This window comes from Microbacterium sp. LMC-P-041 (genome assembly GCF_030209555.1).
Classification (GTDB): Bacteria; Actinomycetota; Actinomycetes; order Actinomycetales; family Microbacteriaceae; genus Microbacterium.
Genome location: NZ_JARVRV010000008.1, coordinates 373,689 through 394,134 on the forward strand (window position 1 = coordinate 373,689; position 20,446 = coordinate 394,134).

General features: G+C 65.6%; 20 protein-coding genes and 3 tRNA genes. 13 read left to right on the plus strand and 10 right to left on the minus strand.

Annotated elements, in window-relative coordinates; translation table 11 throughout:
* Positions 1–6 precede the first annotated feature (6 nt).
* Positions 7–378, plus strand: a complete 372-nt coding sequence (locus QRN21_RS16425; RefSeq protein WP_285365296.1) for a hypothetical protein — start codon at positions 7–9, stop codon at positions 376–378.
* On the opposite strand, the gene QRN21_RS16430 is transcribed toward QRN21_RS16425, so the two are convergent.
* The gene (locus QRN21_RS16430) at positions 345–1,142 is read right to left on the minus strand and encodes a 3-hydroxybutyrate dehydrogenase (RefSeq protein WP_285365298.1); all 798 of its coding nucleotides are present in this window, start codon (positions 1,140–1,142) and stop codon (positions 345–347) included. The two genes, QRN21_RS16425 and QRN21_RS16430, sit on opposite strands and share 34 nt — an antisense overlap.
* Positions 1,139–2,518, minus strand: a complete 1,380-nt coding sequence (locus tag QRN21_RS16435; RefSeq protein ID WP_056276751.1) for an MFS transporter — start codon at positions 2,516–2,518, stop codon at positions 1,139–1,141. Before QRN21_RS16435 ends, QRN21_RS16430 begins: the two co-directional genes overlap by 4 nt.
* A gap of 111 nt (positions 2,519–2,629) precedes the next feature.
* Between QRN21_RS16435 and QRN21_RS16440 the strand changes: the two genes are divergently transcribed.
* Positions 2,630–3,601, plus strand: coding sequence for a LysR family transcriptional regulator (locus QRN21_RS16440; protein WP_285365301.1), 972 nt, complete (start codon positions 2,630–2,632; stop codon positions 3,599–3,601).
* A gap of 68 nt (positions 3,602–3,669) precedes the next feature.
* The gene (locus tag QRN21_RS16445) at positions 3,670–4,161 is read left to right on the plus strand and encodes an inorganic diphosphatase (RefSeq protein WP_053098719.1); all 492 of its coding nucleotides are present in this window, start codon (positions 3,670–3,672) and stop codon (positions 4,159–4,161) included.
* Between the two features lie 68 nt (positions 4,162–4,229).
* Here QRN21_RS16445 and QRN21_RS16450 read toward each other — a convergent pair whose 3' ends face one another.
* Complete coding sequence (locus QRN21_RS16450; protein ID WP_285365304.1) at positions 4,230–5,597, minus strand: peptidoglycan DD-metalloendopeptidase family protein; 1,368 nt, start codon at positions 5,595–5,597, stop codon at positions 4,230–4,232.
* Positions 5,598–5,808: 211 nt separating this feature from the next.
* On the opposite strand from QRN21_RS16450, the gene QRN21_RS16455 reads away from it, so the two are divergent.
* The 4 genes from QRN21_RS16455 (at position 5,809) to QRN21_RS16470 (ending at position 6,911) form a co-directional block, all read left to right on the plus strand.
* Positions 5,809–5,881 (plus strand) — tRNA-Glu (locus tag QRN21_RS16455).
* 29 nt (positions 5,882–5,910) lie between these two features.
* A tRNA-Asp gene (locus QRN21_RS16460) sits at positions 5,911–5,984 on the plus strand.
* Between the two features lie 70 nt (positions 5,985–6,054).
* Positions 6,055–6,127, plus strand: a tRNA-Phe gene (locus tag QRN21_RS16465).
* Positions 6,128–6,521: 394 nt separating this feature from the next.
* Positions 6,522–6,911, plus strand: coding sequence for a hypothetical protein (locus QRN21_RS16470; RefSeq protein ID WP_285365305.1), 390 nt, complete (start codon positions 6,522–6,524; stop codon positions 6,909–6,911).
* 1 nt (position 6,912) lies between these two features.
* On the opposite strand, the gene QRN21_RS16475 is transcribed toward QRN21_RS16470, so the two are convergent.
* Together QRN21_RS16475 and QRN21_RS16480 are read right to left on the minus strand one after the other, a co-directional pair.
* A complete protein-coding gene (locus QRN21_RS16475) occupies positions 6,913–8,157 on the minus strand; it encodes an AlbA family DNA-binding domain-containing protein (RefSeq protein WP_285365307.1) in 1,245 nt (414 codons plus the stop codon).
* Between the two features lie 203 nt (positions 8,158–8,360).
* On the minus strand, positions 8,361–10,379 hold the full coding sequence (locus tag QRN21_RS16480) for an AAA family ATPase (RefSeq protein ID WP_285365309.1): 2,019 nt from the start codon (positions 10,377–10,379) through the stop codon (positions 8,361–8,363).
* Positions 10,380–10,867: 488 nt separating this feature from the next.
* Between QRN21_RS16480 and QRN21_RS16485 the strand changes: the two genes are divergently transcribed.
* Both QRN21_RS16485 and QRN21_RS16490 read left to right on the plus strand, forming a co-directional pair.
* Complete coding sequence (locus QRN21_RS16485; protein WP_082586498.1) at positions 10,868–11,491, plus strand: GntR family transcriptional regulator; 624 nt, start codon at positions 10,868–10,870, stop codon at positions 11,489–11,491.
* 317 nt (positions 11,492–11,808) lie between these two features.
* Positions 11,809–12,729, plus strand: a complete 921-nt coding sequence (locus QRN21_RS16490) for an AEC family transporter (RefSeq protein ID WP_285365312.1) — start codon at positions 11,809–11,811, stop codon at positions 12,727–12,729.
* Here QRN21_RS16490 and QRN21_RS16495 read toward each other — a convergent pair.
* Complete coding sequence (locus QRN21_RS16495; protein WP_285365313.1) at positions 12,710–13,444, minus strand: DUF2071 domain-containing protein; 735 nt, start codon at positions 13,442–13,444, stop codon at positions 12,710–12,712. The two genes, QRN21_RS16490 and QRN21_RS16495, sit on opposite strands and share 20 nt — an antisense overlap.
* A 69-nt stretch (positions 13,445–13,513) precedes the next feature.
* Between QRN21_RS16495 and QRN21_RS16500 the strand changes: the two genes are divergently transcribed.
* From QRN21_RS16500 to QRN21_RS16515, 4 genes are all read left to right on the plus strand, one after another.
* Positions 13,514–14,017, plus strand: coding sequence for a hypothetical protein (locus QRN21_RS16500; RefSeq protein ID WP_285365315.1), 504 nt, complete (start codon positions 13,514–13,516; stop codon positions 14,015–14,017).
* 163 nt (positions 14,018–14,180) lie between these two features.
* On the plus strand, positions 14,181–15,611 hold the full coding sequence (locus tag QRN21_RS16505) for a coiled-coil domain-containing protein (protein ID WP_056276732.1): 1,431 nt from the start codon (positions 14,181–14,183) through the stop codon (positions 15,609–15,611).
* 111 nt (positions 15,612–15,722) lie between these two features.
* Positions 15,723–16,628, plus strand: a complete 906-nt coding sequence (locus QRN21_RS16510; protein ID WP_056276729.1) for an ABC transporter ATP-binding protein — start codon at positions 15,723–15,725, stop codon at positions 16,626–16,628.
* Complete coding sequence (locus tag QRN21_RS16515) at positions 16,625–17,455, plus strand: ABC transporter permease (RefSeq protein ID WP_053098711.1); 831 nt, start codon at positions 16,625–16,627, stop codon at positions 17,453–17,455. The genes QRN21_RS16510 and QRN21_RS16515 overlap by 4 nt, the downstream gene beginning before the upstream one ends.
* Positions 17,456–17,534: 79 nt before the next feature.
* Here QRN21_RS16515 and QRN21_RS16520 read toward each other — a convergent pair whose 3' ends face one another.
* From QRN21_RS16520 to tatC, 4 genes are all read right to left on the minus strand, one after another.
* Entirely contained in the window at positions 17,535–18,653 is a 1,119-nt protein-coding gene (locus tag QRN21_RS16520; protein ID WP_053098710.1) for a fatty acid desaturase family protein, read from the minus strand.
* A 148-nt stretch (positions 18,654–18,801) separates the two neighbouring features.
* Entirely contained in the window at positions 18,802–19,086 is a 285-nt protein-coding gene (locus QRN21_RS16525) for a hypothetical protein (protein WP_150115151.1), read from the minus strand.
* Positions 19,087–19,244: 158 nt separating this feature from the next.
* Positions 19,245–19,652 (minus strand): Sec-independent protein translocase subunit TatA/TatB, encoded by a 408-nt coding sequence (locus QRN21_RS16530; protein ID WP_285365318.1) that lies wholly within the window; start codon positions 19,650–19,652, stop codon positions 19,245–19,247.
* The gene (gene tatC, locus QRN21_RS16535; protein ID WP_350223957.1) at positions 19,649–20,443 is read right to left on the minus strand and encodes a twin-arginine translocase subunit TatC; all 795 of its coding nucleotides are present in this window, start codon (positions 20,441–20,443) and stop codon (positions 19,649–19,651) included. Before tatC ends, QRN21_RS16530 begins: the two co-directional genes overlap by 4 nt.
* Positions 20,444–20,446: the final 3 nt, after the last annotated feature.

Consider the following 20,446-nt stretch of genomic DNA (forward strand, 5'->3'; position numbering starts at 1 on the left):
GCCTGGATGGCGACGATCGTCTGGCTGCCGGTGCCTACGGCGATGCTCGGCCAGATGGACACCGACCCACTGCAGGTGGTCCTCTACATCGGCACGCTCATCGCCACGCAGATCACCACGCTCGGCGCGCGCATCTATCTGCTGCGGCACCCTGACCTGACGAAGACGCCGCCCTCCCGCATCCGTCACGGTGCCGCCGCCGACATCGCCTCGATCCTGCTCTCGGCGGTGGCGATGCTGCTGGCGATCAGCCTCGGAGGGGTGGGGTACCTCGCCCTGCTGCTGCTCTGGCTCACCGGACCTCTGTCATCGCTCCTGGATCGGCTCTGGACGCGGATCGTTCCTCATCGCGCCGACCAGCCGCCGTCCATCGCGTAGCTCGCCCCGGTGACCATCGACGCCTCGTCGCTCGCCAGCCAGGCCACCAGCGATGCCACCTCGTCGGGCTCGATCAGGCGCTTGATCGCGCTTTCGGTCAGCATGATCTTCGCCAGCACCTCGGCTTCAGGGATGCCGTGCACACGCGCCTGGTCGGACAGCTGCTTCTCGACCAGCGCCGTGCGCACGTAGCCGGGGTTGACGCAGTTGCTGGTGACGCCGTGCTCCCCTCCTTCGAGCGCGGTGGCCTTCGACAGTCCCTCCAGCCCGTGCTTGGCCGCGACGTAGGCGGACTTGTAGGGCGATGCGCGCAGTCCGTGCACCGATGAGACGTTCACGATCCGGCCGAACCCGTTCGCGTACATCTCCGGCAGAGCCGCGCGGATCAGCAGGAACGGAACCTCCAACATGAGGGTCACGATCCGTCGGAAGTCCTCGGGATCGAAATCCTGGATCGGGCTGATGTGCTGGATCCCGGCGTTGTTCACCAGGATGTCGACACCGGCCAGCACGTCGGCCAGCCGGTCGTCGGTGACGGCGGCCGGCTCCAGCAGATCGACCACCCAGCTCGAGCCTCCGACGTCGGCCGCGGCGGCCTCGCACTGCGCGCGATCCTTGTCTGCGACCACGACATGAGCGCCACGCGCGGCCAATGCTCGCACGACCGCCAGGCCGATCCCGCTGGCGCCTCCCGTCACCAGGGCTCGGCGGCCGCTCAGCGACAGACCGGCCGCATCCGGCCGCTCGATGCTTCGCTCGGTCATGCCGCGCTCACCCGGGGAGTGTTCAGCCCGTGCTTGCGTGCATCCGCGTCATCGATGTCGTGCAGGGACACCCCGCGGGTCTCCTTGAGGGTGACCACCGCAACCGCGGTGACGGCGCAAGCTGCCGCGACGTAGATCGCCACCGGCAGCCACGAGCCGAAGTCCTGCAGCAGGGCCGTGGCGATGATCGGCGCGAGCGAGCCCGCGACGATCGAGGTGACCTGGTACCCCAGGGAGACGCCGGAATAGCGCATGCGGGTCGGGAACATCTCGGCCATGATCGCCGGCTGCCCCGCATACATGAGCGCGTGGAAGCACAGACCGATCGTGACCGCCGCGATGATCACGAACGGGTTCTGGGTGTCGAACATCGGGAATGCGAAGAACGCCCAGCTGGCTCCGAGCACCGCGCCGGCGAGGTAGACGGGCTTGCGTCCCCAGGCGTCCGAGAGCCGGCCGACCTGCGGGATCACGACGAAGTGGATGGCGTGCGCGACCAGAAGCGCCAGCAGCAGCTGACTCGTGTCGTAGGCGTGCACCGTCTTCAGGTACACGATCGTGAACGAGACGATGATGTAGTACAGGATGTTCTCCGCGAAGCGCAGGCCCATGGCTCCGAAGATGCCCCGCGGGTACTTGCGCACGACCTCGAGCACTCCGTAGCTCACGGCCTTGTCGGCCTCGACCTGTGCGCGGGCCTCGAGGAAGATGGGTGCCTCGCTGACGTGCCGGCGGATGTAATAGCCGATGACGACGACGATCGCCGAGACCCAGAACGCCACGCGCCATCCCCAGCTCAGGAACTGGTCGGCGGGAAGCGCCCAGGACATGCCGAGCAGCACCAGGGTCGCCAGCAGGTTGCCCACCGGGACGGCGGCCTGGGGCCAGCTCGACCAGAACGCGCGAGACCTGTCGGGGCTCTGCTCGGCGACCAGCAGCACGGCACCGCCCCATTCACCGCCGACGGCGAACCCCTGGATGAATCGCAGGAGCACGAGCAGCGCCGGCGCCCAGTAGCCGATCGAATCGAAGCCGGGCAGGCACCCCATCAGGAAGGTCGCGACCCCGACGAGGATGATGGTGATCTGCAGGGTGTGCTTGCGGCCGAGCTTGTCGCCGATCTGGCCGAACACGATGCCGCCGAGCGGACGGGCGATGAATCCGACCGCGTAGGTCAGGAATGCGGCGATGATGCCGTCGAGCTCGGTGCCGGCGTTGGGGAAGAAGAAGGTGCCGAAGACGAGCGATGCGGCGGTGGCGTAGAGGAAGAACTCGTACCACTCCACCACCGTGCCCACCATCGAGGCGGCCACGATCTTCTTCAGCCCGGATGTTCGGGTCTCGACCTGCGAGTCGACCGGTTGCTCGACGCCCATGAATGCACTCCTTCGTGTTCTGCAGCGTCCTCGTCGACGGCTGCCTGGCGGGCCGGTATCCCGTCTGCGGGCGGCCTCCGCCAGTATGTGCACGCCCGGCTCTGTGCGCCAATGACCAGTCGAGCAGAGACGGAGTGCACAATTGCAGATGTGACATCTTCCCCGAGTTCCTCCGAGCCGCACGCCGACGATCTCCTCATCCTTCTCGCCGTGTCGCGCACCGGTCGCTTCACGACTGCCGGCCAGAGCCTGGGGCTGAATCACACGACAGTCTCGCGACGCATCGCCGCATTGGAGAGAGTCCTGGGCGGGCGGGTCCTCGCCCGCAGCTCGGGAGGGTGGGAGTTGACAGACCTCGGGCGTCGGGCGGTGCGCGCTGCCGAGGACGTGGAGACGGCGGTGGCGACGATCCATGAAGGAGAAGCCGAGTCCGATCAGATAGCCGGGGTCGTGCGGATCTCCGCCACCGACGGGTTCAGTGCGTTCGTCATCGCGCCCGCGGTCGCGCAGCTGCGGCGAAAGTATCCGAGACTCAGCGTCGAGATCGTCAACGTCACCCGGCGGGCTCTGCAGTACCGTTCCGGGCTGGACTTGGAAGTGGTGGTCGGAGAACCGCAGGTGCACCGCGCCGAGGCCATCCGACTCGGCTTCTACACCTTGGGCATGTACGCGTCGCACGGGTACCTGGACGAGCACGGGACGCCCGCCGATTCCCATGAGCTGAGCAGGCATCCGCTGGTCTACTTCGTCGATTCGATGCTCCAGGTCGACGATCTGGATGCTCCTCGACGACTCGTGCCGGGGATGCCGGATTCGCTCAGCTCGACCAATGTCTTCGTCCATGTCGAGGCCACACGCGCCGGCGCGGGGATCGGCTTCCTTCCGTGCTTCCTGGCCGACGGCCACGCCGATCTGGTGCGGCTCCTCCCCGACGACTTCGCCGAGCGCCTGCCCTACTGGATGGTGCTGCGTCCGGACTCGCTGCGCCAGCCCGCGGTCGCCGCGGTGGCTGCCGCCATCCGCGACCGCACGGCGGCCGTCCAGGATGCACTGCTCGGCATCGCCCCGGCCGCCGAACGCTGACAGCACCCGTCGACGGCCCGGCTAGGCTAGTGCGCGGCATCCAACCGTCATTTCTGAGGAGCACACGCATGGGCGCACACGACGCCGTCATCGAGATCCCGCGCGGCAGCCGCGTGAAGTACGAGGTCGACCACGAGACCGGACGAGTGCACCTCGACCGCGTGCTCTACACGACCTTCGGGTACCCCGCCGACTACGGCTACTTCGACAACACCCTCGGCGAGGACGGCGACCCGCTCGACGTTCTCGTGCTCCTCGACCACGCCATCTACCCCGGCGTCGTCGTCGAGGTGCGCCCGGTCGCCGTGCTCAAGATGAGCGACGAGGCCGGCGGAGACGACAAGCTCGTCGCCGTGCTGTCGAAGGACCCCCGTTGGGCCCACATCCAGGACATCGGCGACGTCGCCGAGTACACCAAGAAGGAGATCGAGCACTTCTTCGAGCACTACAAGGACCTCGAGCCCAACAAGTGGGTCAAGGTCGACGCATGGGGCGACGCCGCAGAGGCGCAGCGCATCCTCGACGAGGCGATCGTCCGCTTCGGCGAGCAGGGTCACTGACCCCAGGCTCCGACGAGAAGACCCCCGGTTCCGCTCAGCGGCCGGGGGTCTTCTCGTCGTGGTCGTTCTCAGACCGAGACGCCGCGATCTGCGAGGAACGTGATCGGGTTGGTGTACGCGCCGTTGATGTACACCTCGAAGTGCAGGTGGCAGCCGACGGATGCTCCGGTGTTGCCCGCATAGGCGATGACCTGACCGGAGTTGACCCACGACCCGCTGCGGACGGCGAAGCCGCCGTCCCTGATGTGGGCATAGCCGGAGGAGACTCCCCCACCGTGCTGGATGCGGATGTAGTTGCCGTAGTTGCCGCGCGGACCGGCGTAGTCGACGGTGCCGGACTGCGCCGCATAGATCGCCGCGCCGCACCCGTTCGCGAGGTCGACGCCGTAGTGGTAGCCGGAGCAGGCTGCGCAGGGCTTGGGCCGGGGGCCGAATCCGGCGCTCCGGTGTCCTCCGTGCGGTCGAACCCAGCCGCCGGAACCCGGCGAACCGCCGACGCCTCCGCCGCCACCTCCGCCACCGCCGTTGCCTGCGGCGGCTGCCGCGGCCTCGGCCGCTTCGCGACGCTTGCGCTCCTCCTCCGCGACGCGCACGCCCTCCTTGTACCCGGCCACGGTCGTCGCCGTGGCGTCTTTCAGGGCTGAGAGCTGTGCCTGCATCGTCGCGAGGTTCGCCGACTGCTCGTCGAGCGCAGCCTGAGCGGCGTCCGCAGCGGCCTGAGCCTCGATCATCTTCTGCTCGGCGATCTGCTGCAGGCGATCGCGCTCCGTGCGGGCGACGACAGCCTGATCGGTGAGCTGCTGGGCCGAGTTGCGGGCAGCGACCGCGTTGTCGTGCACCGTCTGGTTGTACTGATAGACCTTGTCCATCGTGCCGAGACGCGAGAGCAGCTGGTCGGCGTTGTCGGCCGAGCCGGCGAAGAACAGCTCGAGGGCGGTGTCGTCGCCGCCGTTGCGATACAGCTGCGCCGCGAGCTGGGCCGCCTTCTTCGTGGCGTCATCGGCGGCGACGGCCTGCTCATCGGCCTTCGACTGGAGCTCTTCCGCGACGGCGATGGCGTCGAAGTAGGCGAGCTGCGCGGCGTTGTACTCCTCGCCCGCGAGCACGGCCTTGGCCTGCGCATCCGCCACCCGCTGCTTGAGCGACTGGATGAGTCCCTCGATGCGCGTGACCTCCGCTGCCTTCGCGGACTCGTTGTTCATGGCGTTCTGCACGTCGTCCCAGCTGGGGTACGAGGCTGCGTACGCGGCGGTCACTCCTGAGGAGACGCCGAAGGCGCTGAGGGCGACGACGCTGAGCGCGCCGAATGTGAGGGCGCTGCGACGGGTGACCGAACGGTCCTTCCAGAACGCGCGGCTCTCCGCAGGGGTCGGCGCGCAGCCGCAGTCGTCGGACGCCGCCGCAGCAGCATCCGACGTGGAGTAATGGTCGTTCACACGGCCCCTTTCGCCGGTTTCACAGATGCCACACTAACAACTTCTTTCACATCCGCACCAGTGGACGGACAGCGGGAGAGGGCACAGCGATGTGAGTCCATCGTCCTCCTGAACACGCCCGGGAGACAGCAGGCTCGCCCTCGATTCGCGTTTTGCTCAGATCTTCCCTTATGCTTGAGCGTCGGCAAGGAAGTCCTCCGGGACAGACTTCGGCCCCATCGTTTAGCGGCCTAGGACGCCGCCCTTTCACGGCGGTAGCACGGGTTCGAATCCCGTTGGGGTCACTCCTTCCGGTACAATTGAAAACAAGTATGGCCCTGTAGCGCAGTTGGTTAGCGTGCCGCCCTGTCACGGCGGAGGTCGCGGGTTCAAGTCCCGTCAGGGTCGCTCTAAGCGACGGGCCCTTTTCTTCGAGAAGGGCCTTTCGTCTAGATGCGACAGGTCTAGCCGGTCGCATGGCTCTGTAGCTCAGTTGGTAGAGCGCACGACTGAAAATCGTGAGGTCACGGGATCGACGCCCGTCGGAGCCACAGGGTGATCATTACAGTCACCTTAGGAACCCTCGCCTAGCTTCTACATGGCGGGGGTTTCCGCTTTTTCCCTGATGAGGGCTTGATTACGAGCCTGAATCGGATGCTTCCGATCCGCCGACGTTTGAGCGCTCCGACCTCCCTGGTCGTTGAGCGAGCGAAGCGCGACAAGTGGCCCCGACGATCGTTGTGCCGGGGATGTGCCGGGAGCGGCCAGTTCGTCGCACCCAGAACACTGACCTTCTGCGGTCGCGACGACGGTTCGGGTCCACTTCGACATCGAAACCTCGCAACCGAAAGACCCAACCTCGGGGCACTGGCTGCGCTTCAGCACATCTCTCCGAGTGCGCTCCGCCACCGATACGTGGACGCTCACGTCGAAGCAGTTCGCGAAATGGACCGACCCGATCCGCTCATCGACCTAATCGTCGAGCCCTTCGCTGGACTCCGCGAACACCACTTCGAAGGTCTGTCGGAGTCGCTTGACGCGCAACTCAAGATCCGTCAGCGGATGCGTGAGGCCGCGACCCAGGAAGCGTGGTCGCTCAACCCCGACGCTACGAGCGACAGTTTTGATCCAGATCGAGTCGTCATGCTTCTCCCGAACGGTGAGCCGCTCACTGCCAGCGAACCTCGTCTAATCTCTGAAACTGGTCCGTTCCTCCGCCGTGCGCTCGTTGACCGCGAGCCCGAGCTGGTGACGACATACGACGACTGGGTGAGGCGCTTTTCCGAACGTCCACATCGCCTCAACCCAACTCGCAAGTCTCGCGCGCGAAACTGAACTATCCCCCAGTCTCGGCGCGCTTGATCATCCTGACGTTCTTAATCCCACCCTGATTGACGCAGTCCTCAGCGACTTCGTAGACCCGCGACAGGTATTCTTCATCCGCCGCACCTGCGTCGATCGTCGCGCTGACGGGTACGTAGCGTTTCAAGGGGACCGACGTGCCGTCATACGGGTATCCACTCTGGTCCACCGTCTGAATGAGCAGCGGTTTCACGTGAGGCCATTCGATACCTACCCTGACGTCCTGATCCCGGACGCCGCGCAACTCACTCCAGGTTCGCACGAGCGCCAGAAAATCAGACACAGCACATTCAATGGCTGCGGAATCCACCTGGCTGTCTCTCATTTCGCCGCCAGAAGGCTTTCGGTGGCCGCCAACCGTCGCGACCATACTTACCGCGCCATCCTCGTGGACCGATGCTCTGGCTGCCCGCCAAAGAGTTTTCTCAGCCGTATGCGCGTTCACCGCTACCCATCGACGTAGACCAGGTCGCGGGTTATCGACAACGTTGACGAGGGGGTGCACACCCACCGGGTCCGCAAAGACCTGCCCGAGCGTCTCAGCTCGCCTGAATACCGAACGCGCCACCTCGCGATCAACACGGCCTGATCCCAGCGGGGAGAGGCGTGGTCGCGCAACAGCGATCAGGACGGCTCGCTGACTGTCGCTCCAATCCGCAGCCGCCTCCTCGTAGAGCTGCACTAAGGCAGCGGCCGAGTGGCGTCGATCATCGAGACGGGCCCGATACGCCGCCTCGATCTCCCGCTCCTTCATCCACTCGGTGTCTGCGTCGTTACGCAGCGGAGCGCCGAAGAACTTCTCCTTGAAGATTAGGTGCGGTCCATCCACAGATGCGGGCACAACGACCGCAACCCCCCGCTTGCCAGCGTCGTCGAACGTATGGATGGCGACGAAAACGGGCGGGGTGATCGCGCCATAGGCCGCAGCACGGAGCGTTCGTTCATGGTTCTCTGAGAGCTCGCCCACATCGCGACGAGCGATCGCACGCTTCTGTTCCTCTTCTACTCCGTAGACAATGACACCGCCGCCGCTGTTGGCCATCGCTGCCACATCCTTCGGGAAGTCGGTCGCCGACAGACCCTTCGTCGGCGGCAACTCCCGCTTCCAGTCAAGGTCATCAGCTTCCGCGATGTGGTTCTCGACGGCCGCATCGATCAGTTCCGCCGTGATCGGACCTGCGGCGCGGCCGAGCAGCCTGTGGAGCGCGGTGAAGAGCATAGGCAATCATCGCACCCTGCCTCGGCGACTCCAGCTGTGAGAACTTTCTCTACTCATTCAAGGCCGACCTCCGGCCGGCGAAGGCAAAGGAGTACGGCGCGCTGCGGTGCGTCCGGTCCTCGCTTCGCTGCGGTCCGGGCGCTCCTCGGCGCCGCACTCCTTCACCCCGAGAGGTGACGGTCCGAGAGAGGCACGCTCTACCTCTAGAGCGCCTTATTTACAGCAGTCGCCAGCTTCGTCCAGGCCACCTTCTCAGCGGGCTTGAGAGCGCTGTAGCCGTTCGATCCGAGCCAGGTCATGAATTCCTTGGCGAGCTTCCACTTCGACACGCCCTTGCCATGCTCCGCGGACAGAATGCTCATGATTGGCCGGGTCGGTTGGCTGGCAATCGTCTTCAAGCTGTCCCACCCAAGACTTTTCGCTACCTCCGCGATCGTCTCCCTGAACATGTCCTCGATCTCAGCATTCGCGATCGCCGGGTCCAGGAATTGGCCCACCTGCAGGATCGCTTTTCGAGGCAACAACGCTACCAAGGCATCCTGCTTTGCGGCCTGATCGCCCGCAGAATCCGAATCGAAGAGCGTCACGACATCAAGGTTCTGCCCGGCGTAGATGGTCGCGAAGTATGTCACCTTACTCGCCGCACCTGCGGGGATAATGGCTGGCGAGTTCTTAAAGTTGGGCTCGGACTCGGCTCCTGCTGCTGCGTTTGCCGCGTTGAGGTAGAACATATCTGTCACGCCTTCGCAGACCAGATTCTTCTTCTGCGAGAACATGCTCTGCGCCAGTTCGTAGCCGAGCGCAGCTTGCAGGGGGAAGATAGACCTCGGGTCGTCGACCTGCAAGCGAGTATGAACCATGGTCCCCGACGCTCGGTCTTTCATCTCAACGATGCGAACGAGATCCAACTCATCCGAACCGACCATGAACGGCGAATGCGTCGAGTAGATGATCTGGTTGTCCGCGCCAAGGAGCGAGATCGTCTTGCGGAACTCTTGTTGCTTCAGTGCGTGCAGACTCAGCCCAGGCTCGTCAAGCAAGAGGATCGCGCCCTCGAGGTCGTCCTGTGCCTGGGCACGGAAGACCACGAAGAACGAGACTAGCCAGCGGAATCCCTCACTGCGTTGATCAAGTTCGACCTCAACGCCCAGATCATCGACCACCATGACCTTCAGATACTGACCGTCCGCAACTAGGCGCAGCTGAAGGGAGTCGTCTCCCCATACTCGACGTAGATCGGTCGTGAGCTGCACGCTGGCCGCGTTCAGCTGATACTGGCGACTATCCAGCTGTCGGTTGTAGGCGACCACGGCCGCTTCGTGCTGTTCGCGGACTGCGGGATCGCCGTCATAATTGTGCGGACGTTCTGGAGCGCCCTTCGCGAGTTGCGACAGTTCGCTCGCGGTGAAGCCAAGGAGCTTGAGCAGGCACAAGTTACCGAAGTCATACTCGCCGTCGATGTCTCCGCGGGTCTGACGCTCGGCAAGCGACTCTAGATTGATGCGCGGCCTCACCGTAAAGTACGTCGAGTAGTAGACCAGGAGAGGCAGCCTCCCATGCAGGATGTCTTTGGCCTTTACGACCCGTGGCCCGACCTTGGCCAGCTCGTCCAGCTTCGTCCAGCGATTCATCCCCGTATCGTCTTCTTCGTCGATCAGCGGCAATGCCTCCGTGAGTGCTGAGCGAAGCTGCCTCACTTCGGCGCCATCCAGACTCTCGTCGTCGTCCAGAGCGATGAAGGCATCCAGTTCGGTCAGAGCGTCCTCGGAGTCATCTACCTTCGCGATTGCCGCACGCATTCGTATCGCATGCGGTTTCGCAGCACCGACGTTGGGGACCGAGGGAAAGCCCGTCAGGCTGTACCTGAGCGAGTTGTCCATATAGCGATGCCACGTGATGGTCGCATCCGCGCCCACGGAGACGTGGGAAGCGATCGCGGCGATATCCTCGGGGTCGAGGCTGAAAGTTGCCATGGCGACCTTGATATCGGCAGGCTTGACACGACCGCGCTGGATATCGTTCAGCTTTGACCTCGGATAGTCGAACAGGTAGTCAAGAAGGGGCGCATCGTCGGGAGCGTGGATCGTTTGCAACGCTCGCAGCAGAGCGGTCTTACCGGCTTCGTTCACCCCGACAAGGATCGTCTTGTCGTTCTCGACATCAAACTTTCCTGAGTCGACCACGGACCGGTAGTTGGTAACTCGAGCGCTCTTGATTCTCATCGTTCCTCCGCTGCCGAGTCTAGGGGCCGCGACCTAAATCGCCGCCAGACCATTCCGTCGTGCCGGTCCTGTGCCGGTAGCTCCGCTGAAACCACCTTCAACCAGCCGCGACCAACCATGACAACTTCCGCGGAATCACGCGAGGAACGAGCACTACATGACACCCACAACCCCGCCGCATCCAACTGAAAATCGTGAGGTCACGGGATCGACGCCCGTCGGAGCCACAGGGTGATCATTACAGTCACCTTAGGAACCCTCGCCTAGCTTCTACATGGCGGGGGTTTCCGCTTTTTCCGGTGAGAGTCGGTGTCTGCTCCGCTCCCCTGGGCTGCTGGTTCTGCGCCTGTCGTCACGCGCTCCAGCCACGAGACGACACGTCTCAGGACGACCGTCTCGATGCGTCGAGCAGGTGCACGGGCCGCAGGTCAAACACGCATCTGCTCGGCGGAGAGCCGCGCCATACCTATGCGCCGTAATATACCGATATGGGACCTGAACTGCCCGTTGTGCCTGGGGCGCAGCGGAACCTCGGAGCTGAAGAGCTCTTTCGTCGACTCGCGACGTCGATCGCCGACGGCACCTACGCGCCTGGCGCGAAACTGAGCGACAAGGCGATCGCAGACGATCTGGGAGTCACCCGCACCCCCGTCCGAGAGGCCGTGCAGCGACTGGCGCGCGCCGGGCTGATGGAGGTCCACGCGAACCGCTACTCGATGGTCACCGACATCACCGACGAGCGGTCCCGCATCACCCGCGAGTTCGCCGCCTCTCAGGGCGGGGAGATCATCCGTGAGGCCGCGCTTGCGCTGTCCGAGGCGGATCTCGCCATCGCGTGCGAACTGATCGCCGACGCCATCCAGTCCGTCGAGACAGGCGAGGGATGGATCGAAGCCCATGTGGAGCTCTTCGAGTTCCTCACCGACCGCGCGCTCAACGACCTCTATCGACTCATGCTGAGCGACTTCTGGTATCTCGTGTTCCGCGACCTCTACCTCGGCGAGCCCCGGGTGGACACGAAGGAATCGCTCGAGGAGCTCGAGTCCGCGATGCGCGCCCGCAGCGCGAACGCCGGCGTGAAGGCCGTGCAGAGGATGCTCCGCCTGAAGTAGCGGCCACTCCCGAGGGAGTTGGTTCCGGTCCCCCGCGCCCGAACGGGGGGACCGGAGCAGTCGATGAGAAGGTCCGCAAGCGCACCCACCCCCATGTGGGCGCTCAAGACCGAGAGAACTCGAGGGCACCGTCTGGTTCGACCGACGGAGAGCGGCAGATGCTGCTCGTCGTGTTCTCAGCGTATGGCCGCACCCCGTCTTGACGCTGATCGGAGCTCATCCATTGACGCGGGCCCACTCCGACTGCTACGGCGGACTCCCGCGCGCCGACCGTGCCGGTGGCGACGACGTGCTTCCGGGCTGGATACGCTCGAACCATGCTCGAGACGCTCACCGGATTCGCCGTCGTGGGAGTCGCGATCGCACTCGGCTATGTGCTCGGTCGGATCGACCTGCTCGGACCGCACGCCCGGCACGTGCTCGGGCGTCTGATCTTCTTCGTGCTGTCGCCGTTCCTGCTCTTCACCGTGCTCGCCCACGCCGATGCGAAGATGCTCTTCTCCTCGCTGCTCCCCGTGTCGGCGATCGCGGCCGTCGCGATCATCGGGATCTACACACTCATCGCGCGGCTCTGGTGGAAGCGTCCGGTCGGAGAGACCCTGATCGGAGCGCTGTCGGCGGGGCAGGTCAACTCGAACAACATCGGCATCCCGTTGTCGCTCTACCTTCTCGGCAGCGCCGCGTACCCCGCACCGGTGGTGTTGATGCAGCTGCTGGTGTTCACCCCGATCTCGCTGACGATCCTCGACGCCGTCACGAGCGATCGCGTATCGCTGCGAAAGACGCTCGTGCGCACGGCGACGAATCCCATCATCATCGCGTCACTCCTCGGCACCCTCATCTCGGTGCTGGGCCTCACAGTACCGCCCATCATCATGGAGCCGGCTCAGCTGATCGCCGATGCCGCCGTGCCGGTTCTGCTGATCAGCTACGGCATCTCCCTGCACGGCCAGCGCGTGCTCGGGGCTCCCGGCCACCGGCGGGACATCATCCTCGCCACCTCGCTCAAGCTCATCGCGATGCCGCTGATCGCGTGGGTGGTGGCCGAGTTCGTCTTCGGGCTCTCGCCGGCCGAGGTGCTGATCGTCGTGATCCTCGCCGCGCTCCCCACCGCACAGAACGTCTTCAATTACTCGCAGCGCTACGACATCGGCGAGACGATCTCGCGCGACACCGTATTCCTGACCACTCTCGGCTGCCTGCCCGTGCTGATCCTCATCATGTTCCTGCTGGGCTGAGCACCGCGTCGATCCGGGACTCGCGCACGTCCGACAGCGTCAGCGGAAGATCGCGCATCACGACGACACTGTCGAACACCGCTGAGCCGGCGGGAAGAGCGTCGAAGAACGACGAGCTCACGCTGTGCAGGTGTGCGTTCTCGACCCTCCACGCGTCGGTGGTGAGCGCGACCGATTCGACGCTGCGCCCTCCCCGCGCCGCCGACCAGCCGAGCCGACCGGCGCGATAGAAGTCCGAGGCCTCGTCGATCGAGGCGAAGAGAGAGCTCGACCATGCGCCTCCCACCTCGACATCCGCGCAGAGACTGTGCTCGCCGGCATCCATCGTGACCGCGTAGCGATCATCCCCCTCCTCGATCTCGAACCTCGCTCGGCGATGCACCCCCGGGAACAACCGTCCGCCGAAGATGACCGGATGCCACGCCGAGCTGTGCCGACCGACGATGAAGACGCCTTTCTGCACGCCATCCGCGGTGTCCCACTCGACGGCGACCCGGTGGGCGGCGTTCTCGGAGCGCAGACCCCACCGGCCCCACGCCCAGCTCGGTCGGATCGACTCCAGCCCCAGCACGCACACGCCGGCCACCGCAGACCCGTCGACGATCTGCGGGCGGAATCCCGTGGGCAGCAGGGAGGCGGCGACCTCCGGCTCGACCCGATAGGTGATCAGGAGTCGCCGACGGAGCTGAGCACGGACACCGCGGATGATCGTCATGCTCCGAATGTAGCACTGGAGCTAAATTCCTCCAAGGCCTGGGGGACGAGGTGCACGTAGGTTGTATCCGTGGACAATCCGCTCATCTACATCGCCGCGATCGGCGCGATCATCGTGCTCGCGATCCTCCTTCCCCGCTGGGTCCGTCGCTCCGCCGGCGCCGCCGGCGGCAGAGCAGAGCAGCGTCACGCGGCCGACCGCCTCAGCGGGATACTCGAGGAACTGGGCGCGACGCTGGTGCTGCAGACGTCTGAGGCCACGGCGAGGGAGATCGTCGACGGGGTCGTGCGTCAGCAGCCACGCAAGTTCACCCCGCTCGCGAGCGGAGGCTACGGCATCCGATTCGTCGAACCGGATGACGCGATCGTGCGGGTGGTCGACGATGAGAACGGGACCCGTCTGCAGGTGGAGAGGATCCGCGAACATCTGGGCGTTCCCAACACTTCCGAGTTCTGGTCAGACCTGCGCTCCGCCGTCTCCGCCGCAGCACGCGCTGAGGGCGTCCAGGTCTCGCCCGGGCCGCCCTTGCGGCACCGGCGCGACGATGCGACCGAGTCGTGGATCGCGGAGTAGAGAAGCCCAGTGCGTACCGGAACATCGGGTGCATCTCACAGCCGTCGCAACTAGGCTGTGTTACTGCTGATCACGCACCGGCCAGCCCACAGTCGGCCTCGCGACGGCACCATTTCTCATCACAGCTCTCAGTCCCTGTGACCTGCGCCGGAAAGGCCGACCCATGAGTGAATCCCCCGACAACGACCGGACCCCCGACTTCTTCGACAAGCTGATCGAAGAGACGCCGCGCGAGCAGTCCGGCTTCACGGCCTCGTTCCGCGGCTACGACAAGGCGGAGGTCGACTCGGCCCTCAGCACTCTGCGCAATCAGCTGAAGCAGGCGAAGGCCGACCTCGCCGCCACCGAGGCACGTCACGAGGACGCAGTCGAGGCGCTTCGCGAAGAAGAGCGCATCGCCCGCGAAGAGCTCGAGGCGGAGCTCCTCGCCACCAAGGCGAAGGCTGCCGAGACCGAGCAGCAGGTCGCCACCCTCACCAACGAGCTCGTCGACACCCCGCGCGCGGATGGCCAGGAGGCACCGTCGCGGGAGCAGTTCGAGGCGATCCTCCGGGTGGCCGAGGAGCAGGCCAACGTCCTCATCCAGAACGCCGCCGTGCAGGCCGACCGTCTGATGGCGGCCGCGCGCGAAGAGGTCACCGCACAGCGGGCCGAGGCGGATGCCGACGTCACCCGCATCATCGCGCACGCTCAGCACGACGCCGACCAGGTGCGCCTGAAGATCGACACCGAGTACACCGCCCACCAGGCGACGCTCGAGCGCGAGGCCGCGCACGCCGCAGAGCGGGTGCATCAGGCGACGCAGGAGGCCACGGCCATCCGCACCGAAGCGGAGAAGGGCGCTGCGGCGCTCCGCTCGCTCGTCACCCGCGAGACCACCCAGCTGCGCGCCGAGGCCGAGCGCGAGGTGCGCGAGATGAACGCCCGCGTCCTCGAGTTCGAGGAGACGCTCACCCGTCGGCAGGACGACGCTCAGCAGGAGTTCCTGGTGCTGCACAACCAGGCCGTCGCCCACGCCGAGCGCATCACCACCGATGCCAACGAGCAGGTGGCCGCTTCGCTCGATCACGCGCAGCGCATCTCGGCGAAGGCTGACGACTACGAGCGCCTGATGCGGTCGCAGGCGCAGACCATCGAAGCGGATGCTCAGGTGCGCGCCCGCGACACCCTGGACCGTGCCCGCGTGAAGTCGCAGAAGATCGTCGACTCGGTGACGGGTCACACGTCCGCCGTGCTGCGGGATGCCGAGGACCACGCGCGCCAGCTGCGCTGGCAGCAGCAGCAGCTCGCCAGCTTCATGGCCGAGGTGCGCGAGCTGATCCGCCCGGAGGGCATCTTCAGCGACGAGGCATCATCCGTCGGCTCTGCAGCGGCCGCGTCGCAGGTCGATGACGACACCGACGCCGAGACCGTCGAGGTCGAGGAAGCCGAGCTGATCGACGACTCCGACGACGCGGTAGACGAGGTCACCGGCGACGAGGAGTTCCGCGGTGACGAGGCACTGGAGGACGAGCTCCTCGACGAGAACGCCGAGACGATCGACGGCAAGATCACCATCGAGGTCGTCGAGTCCGATCAGAAGGCCTCCCGCTGAGCGACTTCTCCTGACTGACCGAGCGGGGGCGTGGGCGGATATCCGCCCACGCCCCCGCTTCGTTCACCCGTCCTGCTATCGCTCGGAGCCGTCAGCGTGCACGCTGTACCTATGACAGACAGCGTGATCGAGGTGCGGGATCTCCGCAAGGAGTACGGGGGTGCCGTCGCAGTCGACGGCATCAGCTTCGACATCCGCCGGGGAGAGACCTTCGCTCTTCTGGGCCCGAACGGCGCTGGCAAGTCGACGACCATCGAGATCCTCGAGGGCTATCGTCACCGCACGTCCGGCGACGTGCGCGTGCTCGGTGTCGACCCCCAGCGCGGCGGTCTGGCGTGGAAGGCGCGACTGGGGATCGTGCTGCAGTCCACCGGAGAGGCCGGCAACTTCACCGTGCGGGAGCTGCTCACCGAGTTCGCCGGTTACTACCCCCACCCTCGTTCGGTCGACGAGGTGATCGCCGCCGTGGGGCTCGAGCACAAGCAGCGATCCAGAGCGGGCAAGCTGTCCGGTGGTCAGCAGCGCCGTCTCGATGTCGCCCTCGGGATCATCGGACGCCCCGAACTCCTGTTCCTCGATGAGCCGACGACCGGCTTCGATCCCGAGGCCCGACAGCAGTTCTGGCAGCTCATCCGCACCCTGAAGTCCGAGGGCACCAGCATCCTGCTGACCACTCACTATCTCGATGAGGCCGCCCGGCTGGGCGATCGCGCGGCGGTGATCACAGACGGGCGCATCGTGGCGATCGGGAAGATCGACGAGATCGGCGGGCCCGAGGCGAGGACGCCGATGGTGCGCTGGAGGGATGCCGCCGGCGTGCGCCGCGAGCAGCGCACGACCACTCCCGGTGCGGTCGTCTCCGAGCTGCAGCGCGCGGGCGGCGAGCCGGACGGCCTCGAGGTCGTGCGTCCCACTCTCGAGGACATCTACCTCGGCCTCATCCGTGAGCACGGAGCCGCATCCGATTCCGATCCGACCGCAGAGGCCCTGCGGGCAGATGTGGCGGAGTCCGCATGAGCACCACGACTGCCACGCCGAACTTCGGGCTCGCTCGCACGGTTCGCCTCGGGGTACGCCGCATCCCGTTCGAACTGCGTCAGTACTTCCGTGCCAGCGACCAGGTCTTCTTCACCTTCCTGTTCCCCACCCTCATGTACCTCATCTTCGCGACGATCTTCACGGGCGACATCGGCGAAGGGCCCGACAAGATCAGCATGGCGACGTACTATCTTCCCGGTCTCGTCGCAGGAGGCATCTTCCTCTCCGGGATGCAGGGCCTGTCGATCGAGATCGCAGTGGAGAAGAGCGACGGAACCCTCAAGCGGCTGGGCAGCACGCCGATCTCACCGGCGACGTACTTCATCGGCAAGATCGGTGAGGTCTTCGTCACCGCGATCCTGCAGATCACTCTGCTGCTGGTCGTCGCGGTCGTCCTCTATCAGGTCGAGCTGCCCTCGGATGCTGAGGCCTGGGGTCGCTTCGCCTGGGTCTTCGTGCTCGGCCTGCTCTCGTGCACGCTTCTCGGCATCGCACTGTCTGCCGTGCCGCGGTCGGGCAAGACGGCGTCCGCCGTGGTGATCCCGGTCGTGCTGCTGCTGCAGTTCATCTCCGGCGTCTACATCGCCTTCACCGCGCTGCCGGAATGGCTGCAGAACGTCGCTTCCGTCTTTCCCCTCAAGTGGATGGCTCAGGGTATGCGCGCGGCGATCCTGCCCGAGTCGTTCTCGTCGGCGGAGCCGAGCGGATCATGGGATCTCGGGCTCGTGGCGGTCGCCCTCGCCGCATGGCTCGTGGTCGGCTTCATCCTCAGCCGCGCGACGTTCCGCTGGATCCGGCGGAACTGACCGTCTGGCATGCGAACGGCCCCATCCCGAAGGATGGGGCCGTTCGATGTGCGGGTCGGCTGCGATGCCGCGAGAGTGTTTACGCCCGGACGAACTGGGCCGCTGCGGGGCAGTCGAACGGATCAGCACCGGCGGCGAGACCGACGCGGTTGAGGTACTCGATCACGATCGCGTACGACCGGCCGAGGCTGGTCTCGGTGTAGGGCACGTTGTTGGCGGCGCAGTAGTCGCGCACGACCTCGCGAGCCTTCGAGAGGTGCGGGCGCGGCATGTTCGGGAACAGGTGGTGCTCGACCTGGTAGTTGAGTCCGCCCATGAGCCAGGTGGCCCACCATCCGCCGCGGATGTTGCGAGAGGTGCGCACCTGCTTCGAGAAGAAGTCGAGACGGGCGTTGGGATCGATGATCGGCATGCCCTTGTGGTTCGGCGCGAAGGACGCGCCCATGTAGACGCCGAAGACGGCGAGCTGCACACCCATGAAGGCGAATGCCATGCCGAGCGGCAGCATCAGGAACACAGGCACGAGGACGATCGCGAACCGGAGGGCGATGAGGCCCAGCTCGATCCAGCGACCCTTGGCCTTCTTGCTGGTCACCAGGTGCTTCACGCCCAGGTAGTGGAGGTTCAGGCCCTCGAGCGTCAGCAGCGGGAAGAACAGCCACCCCTGCTTGCGCGTGATCAGACGGACGATACCGCGGGACTGCGCGGCGTCGGTCTCGAGGAACGAGATCGTGTCGACCTCGATGTCGGGGTCCTTGCCGACCTGGTTCGGGTTGCCGTGGTGCTTGGTGTGCTTGGAGTCCCACCAGGAATAACTGATTCCCACCACGCCGGCGGCGAGGATGCGGGCGAGGCGGAAGTTCGCCGGGCCCGTGGAGAGGATCTGACGATGCGCGGCCTCATGGGCGAGGAACGCCACCTGCGTGAGGATGATGCCGAGTGCCCCGGCCATCAGGAGCTGGAGCCAGCTGTCGCCGAGAAGGATGAAGCCGGTGATGACTCCGCCCAGAGCCACGGCGATGCCGGCGGCCACGAAGATGTAGAACCATCCGGCGCGCTGGAGGAGGCCGGTTTCGCGGATGACCTGCGAGACCTGCTTGTAGGCGTGGGTCATCGGAGGAATGTCCGCATTGCCCGAATACGTCTGACGTACCGGTCCGAGAACTGCGTCGGTCTTTTCGACCTGTGAAATGGAGATGTTGCTCTCCCGTCGATCGGAGCCCTTGAGCTGATGTGAAGCCCAAGGCAGATCGCCGAACGCTTAACTCAGGCTAACCCTGCCCTCATGCGATTTGGGGAATACATCAGCATCCCTTGACGATTCACAGTTCCCCCGCATGGAACGGTCAGGCGCGTGCGCGACGCGGTCGGCTGCGGAGGGCGCGGCGAAAGGGAGAGGTGAGGCTGCGCGGGCGAGATCTCGGCGCATTCGCGCTCTCGAGGGCGTCACGGGCGGCATCCAGCGACTCGAACGAGCCGAGGTCGTCACCGCGCTGGTCGCGGGCGACATGCGCGGTGCCGTCGAATTCGACGAACCCGGCGAACTCTCCGCCGCGGGTCGCGACGTGCACATCTGTGTCGGCCTGTTTCCAGGTCAACGGATCGGAAGGAGGAAAAGTGGTCGTGCTCATGGTGATACTCATTGCTGTGTGACGGGCACGCGTTGTCGCGACCCGCAAGATGTGAGATCGAAGGCGGATGCCGCGCGCATCGATGCGCTTGGTCCGTAATGGCCCTGATCAGTGGCTCCGTGGTGGCCTAGAGGGCGGCCAGAACTCACGTTGCTCAATCAGTCTAGCAGGTCGGCGCCGCGCACGCGGGCCTCCGCCTCAACGGGCTCCCACACGCGCCGTGGATGACCGGACGATCCAGCCACGATCCAGCGCCCCTCGGGCTCCGGCTGCGGGGCTTCAGCGGCTTTCGAGCCGTCCGGCTCCTCCCCCGCACCCCACGCCTCGCGGATGATCTGCCTCGGGTCGTACTGCCGAGGATCCACGGCGGTCCATTCCTGGCGGATGCTCGCCACTCCGGCCTCCTGCTCGGCTCGCCGCGCCGCCTCGCCGACGGTGAGCGTCACCCGGCGGACGAGGGCGCCGAGACGGCCCGCATACTCCGGCAGTCGCCGAGGACCGATGATCACGGCTGCGATCAGCGCGACGAGGAACAGCTTCTCGATCGTGAGTCCGAACATCGTCATGCCTCCGTTGTGCCGACGGCCGACTCCCCGACCCTGCGATCATGCAGCCATGCGAGCAGCAGGGCGATCAGGAACAGCAGGGTCATGGGAATCGCGATCAGGAACATCGACAGCACGTCGGCCGCGGGGGTCACGACCGCACTGAAGAGGACGATCGCGACGACGACGAGACGCCAGCTCCGCGCGATCGCCGCCGCCGACACGACACCGAGCAGGTTGAGCATCACGACGAACACCGGGAGCACGAAGGCGACCCCGGTCGCGAGCACGATCTTGAGGATGAAGTCGACGTAGTACGACGCCTGCAGCAGCGTGCTGTCCTCGGCCGAGGCGAAGCTCGCGAGCAGCTCGACCATGTGGGGGAAAAGAAGGAAGCCCATCAGGCATCCGCCGATGAACAGGGGAACGGATGCCGCCAGGAAGCCGAACGTGTACCTCTTCTCTCTGGTGGTCAGACCCGGAGCGAGGAACGCGAGCAGCTCGTGCATCCAGACGGGACTCGACAGCGCGACACCGGCGAAGAGCGCGATCTTGAGCCGAAGGTCGAAAGCCCCGGTGATGCTGTCGTAGTTGAGGCTCGCATCGCGCGATTCGGCGAGCGCACTGATCGGTGCTCGCACGACCTCGAGGATGTGGTCCGAGAGGAGATACCCGGCGACCACCCCGGTCAGGAGCGCCGCCGTCGCACGGAACGAGCGCGTGCGCGCCTCCCGCAGGTGCGAGGACAGCGGCATCCGGGCCAGGGCGGGCGCGGTGCTCGCCTCGACGGCATCAGCGGCGAGCGAGGACACGGT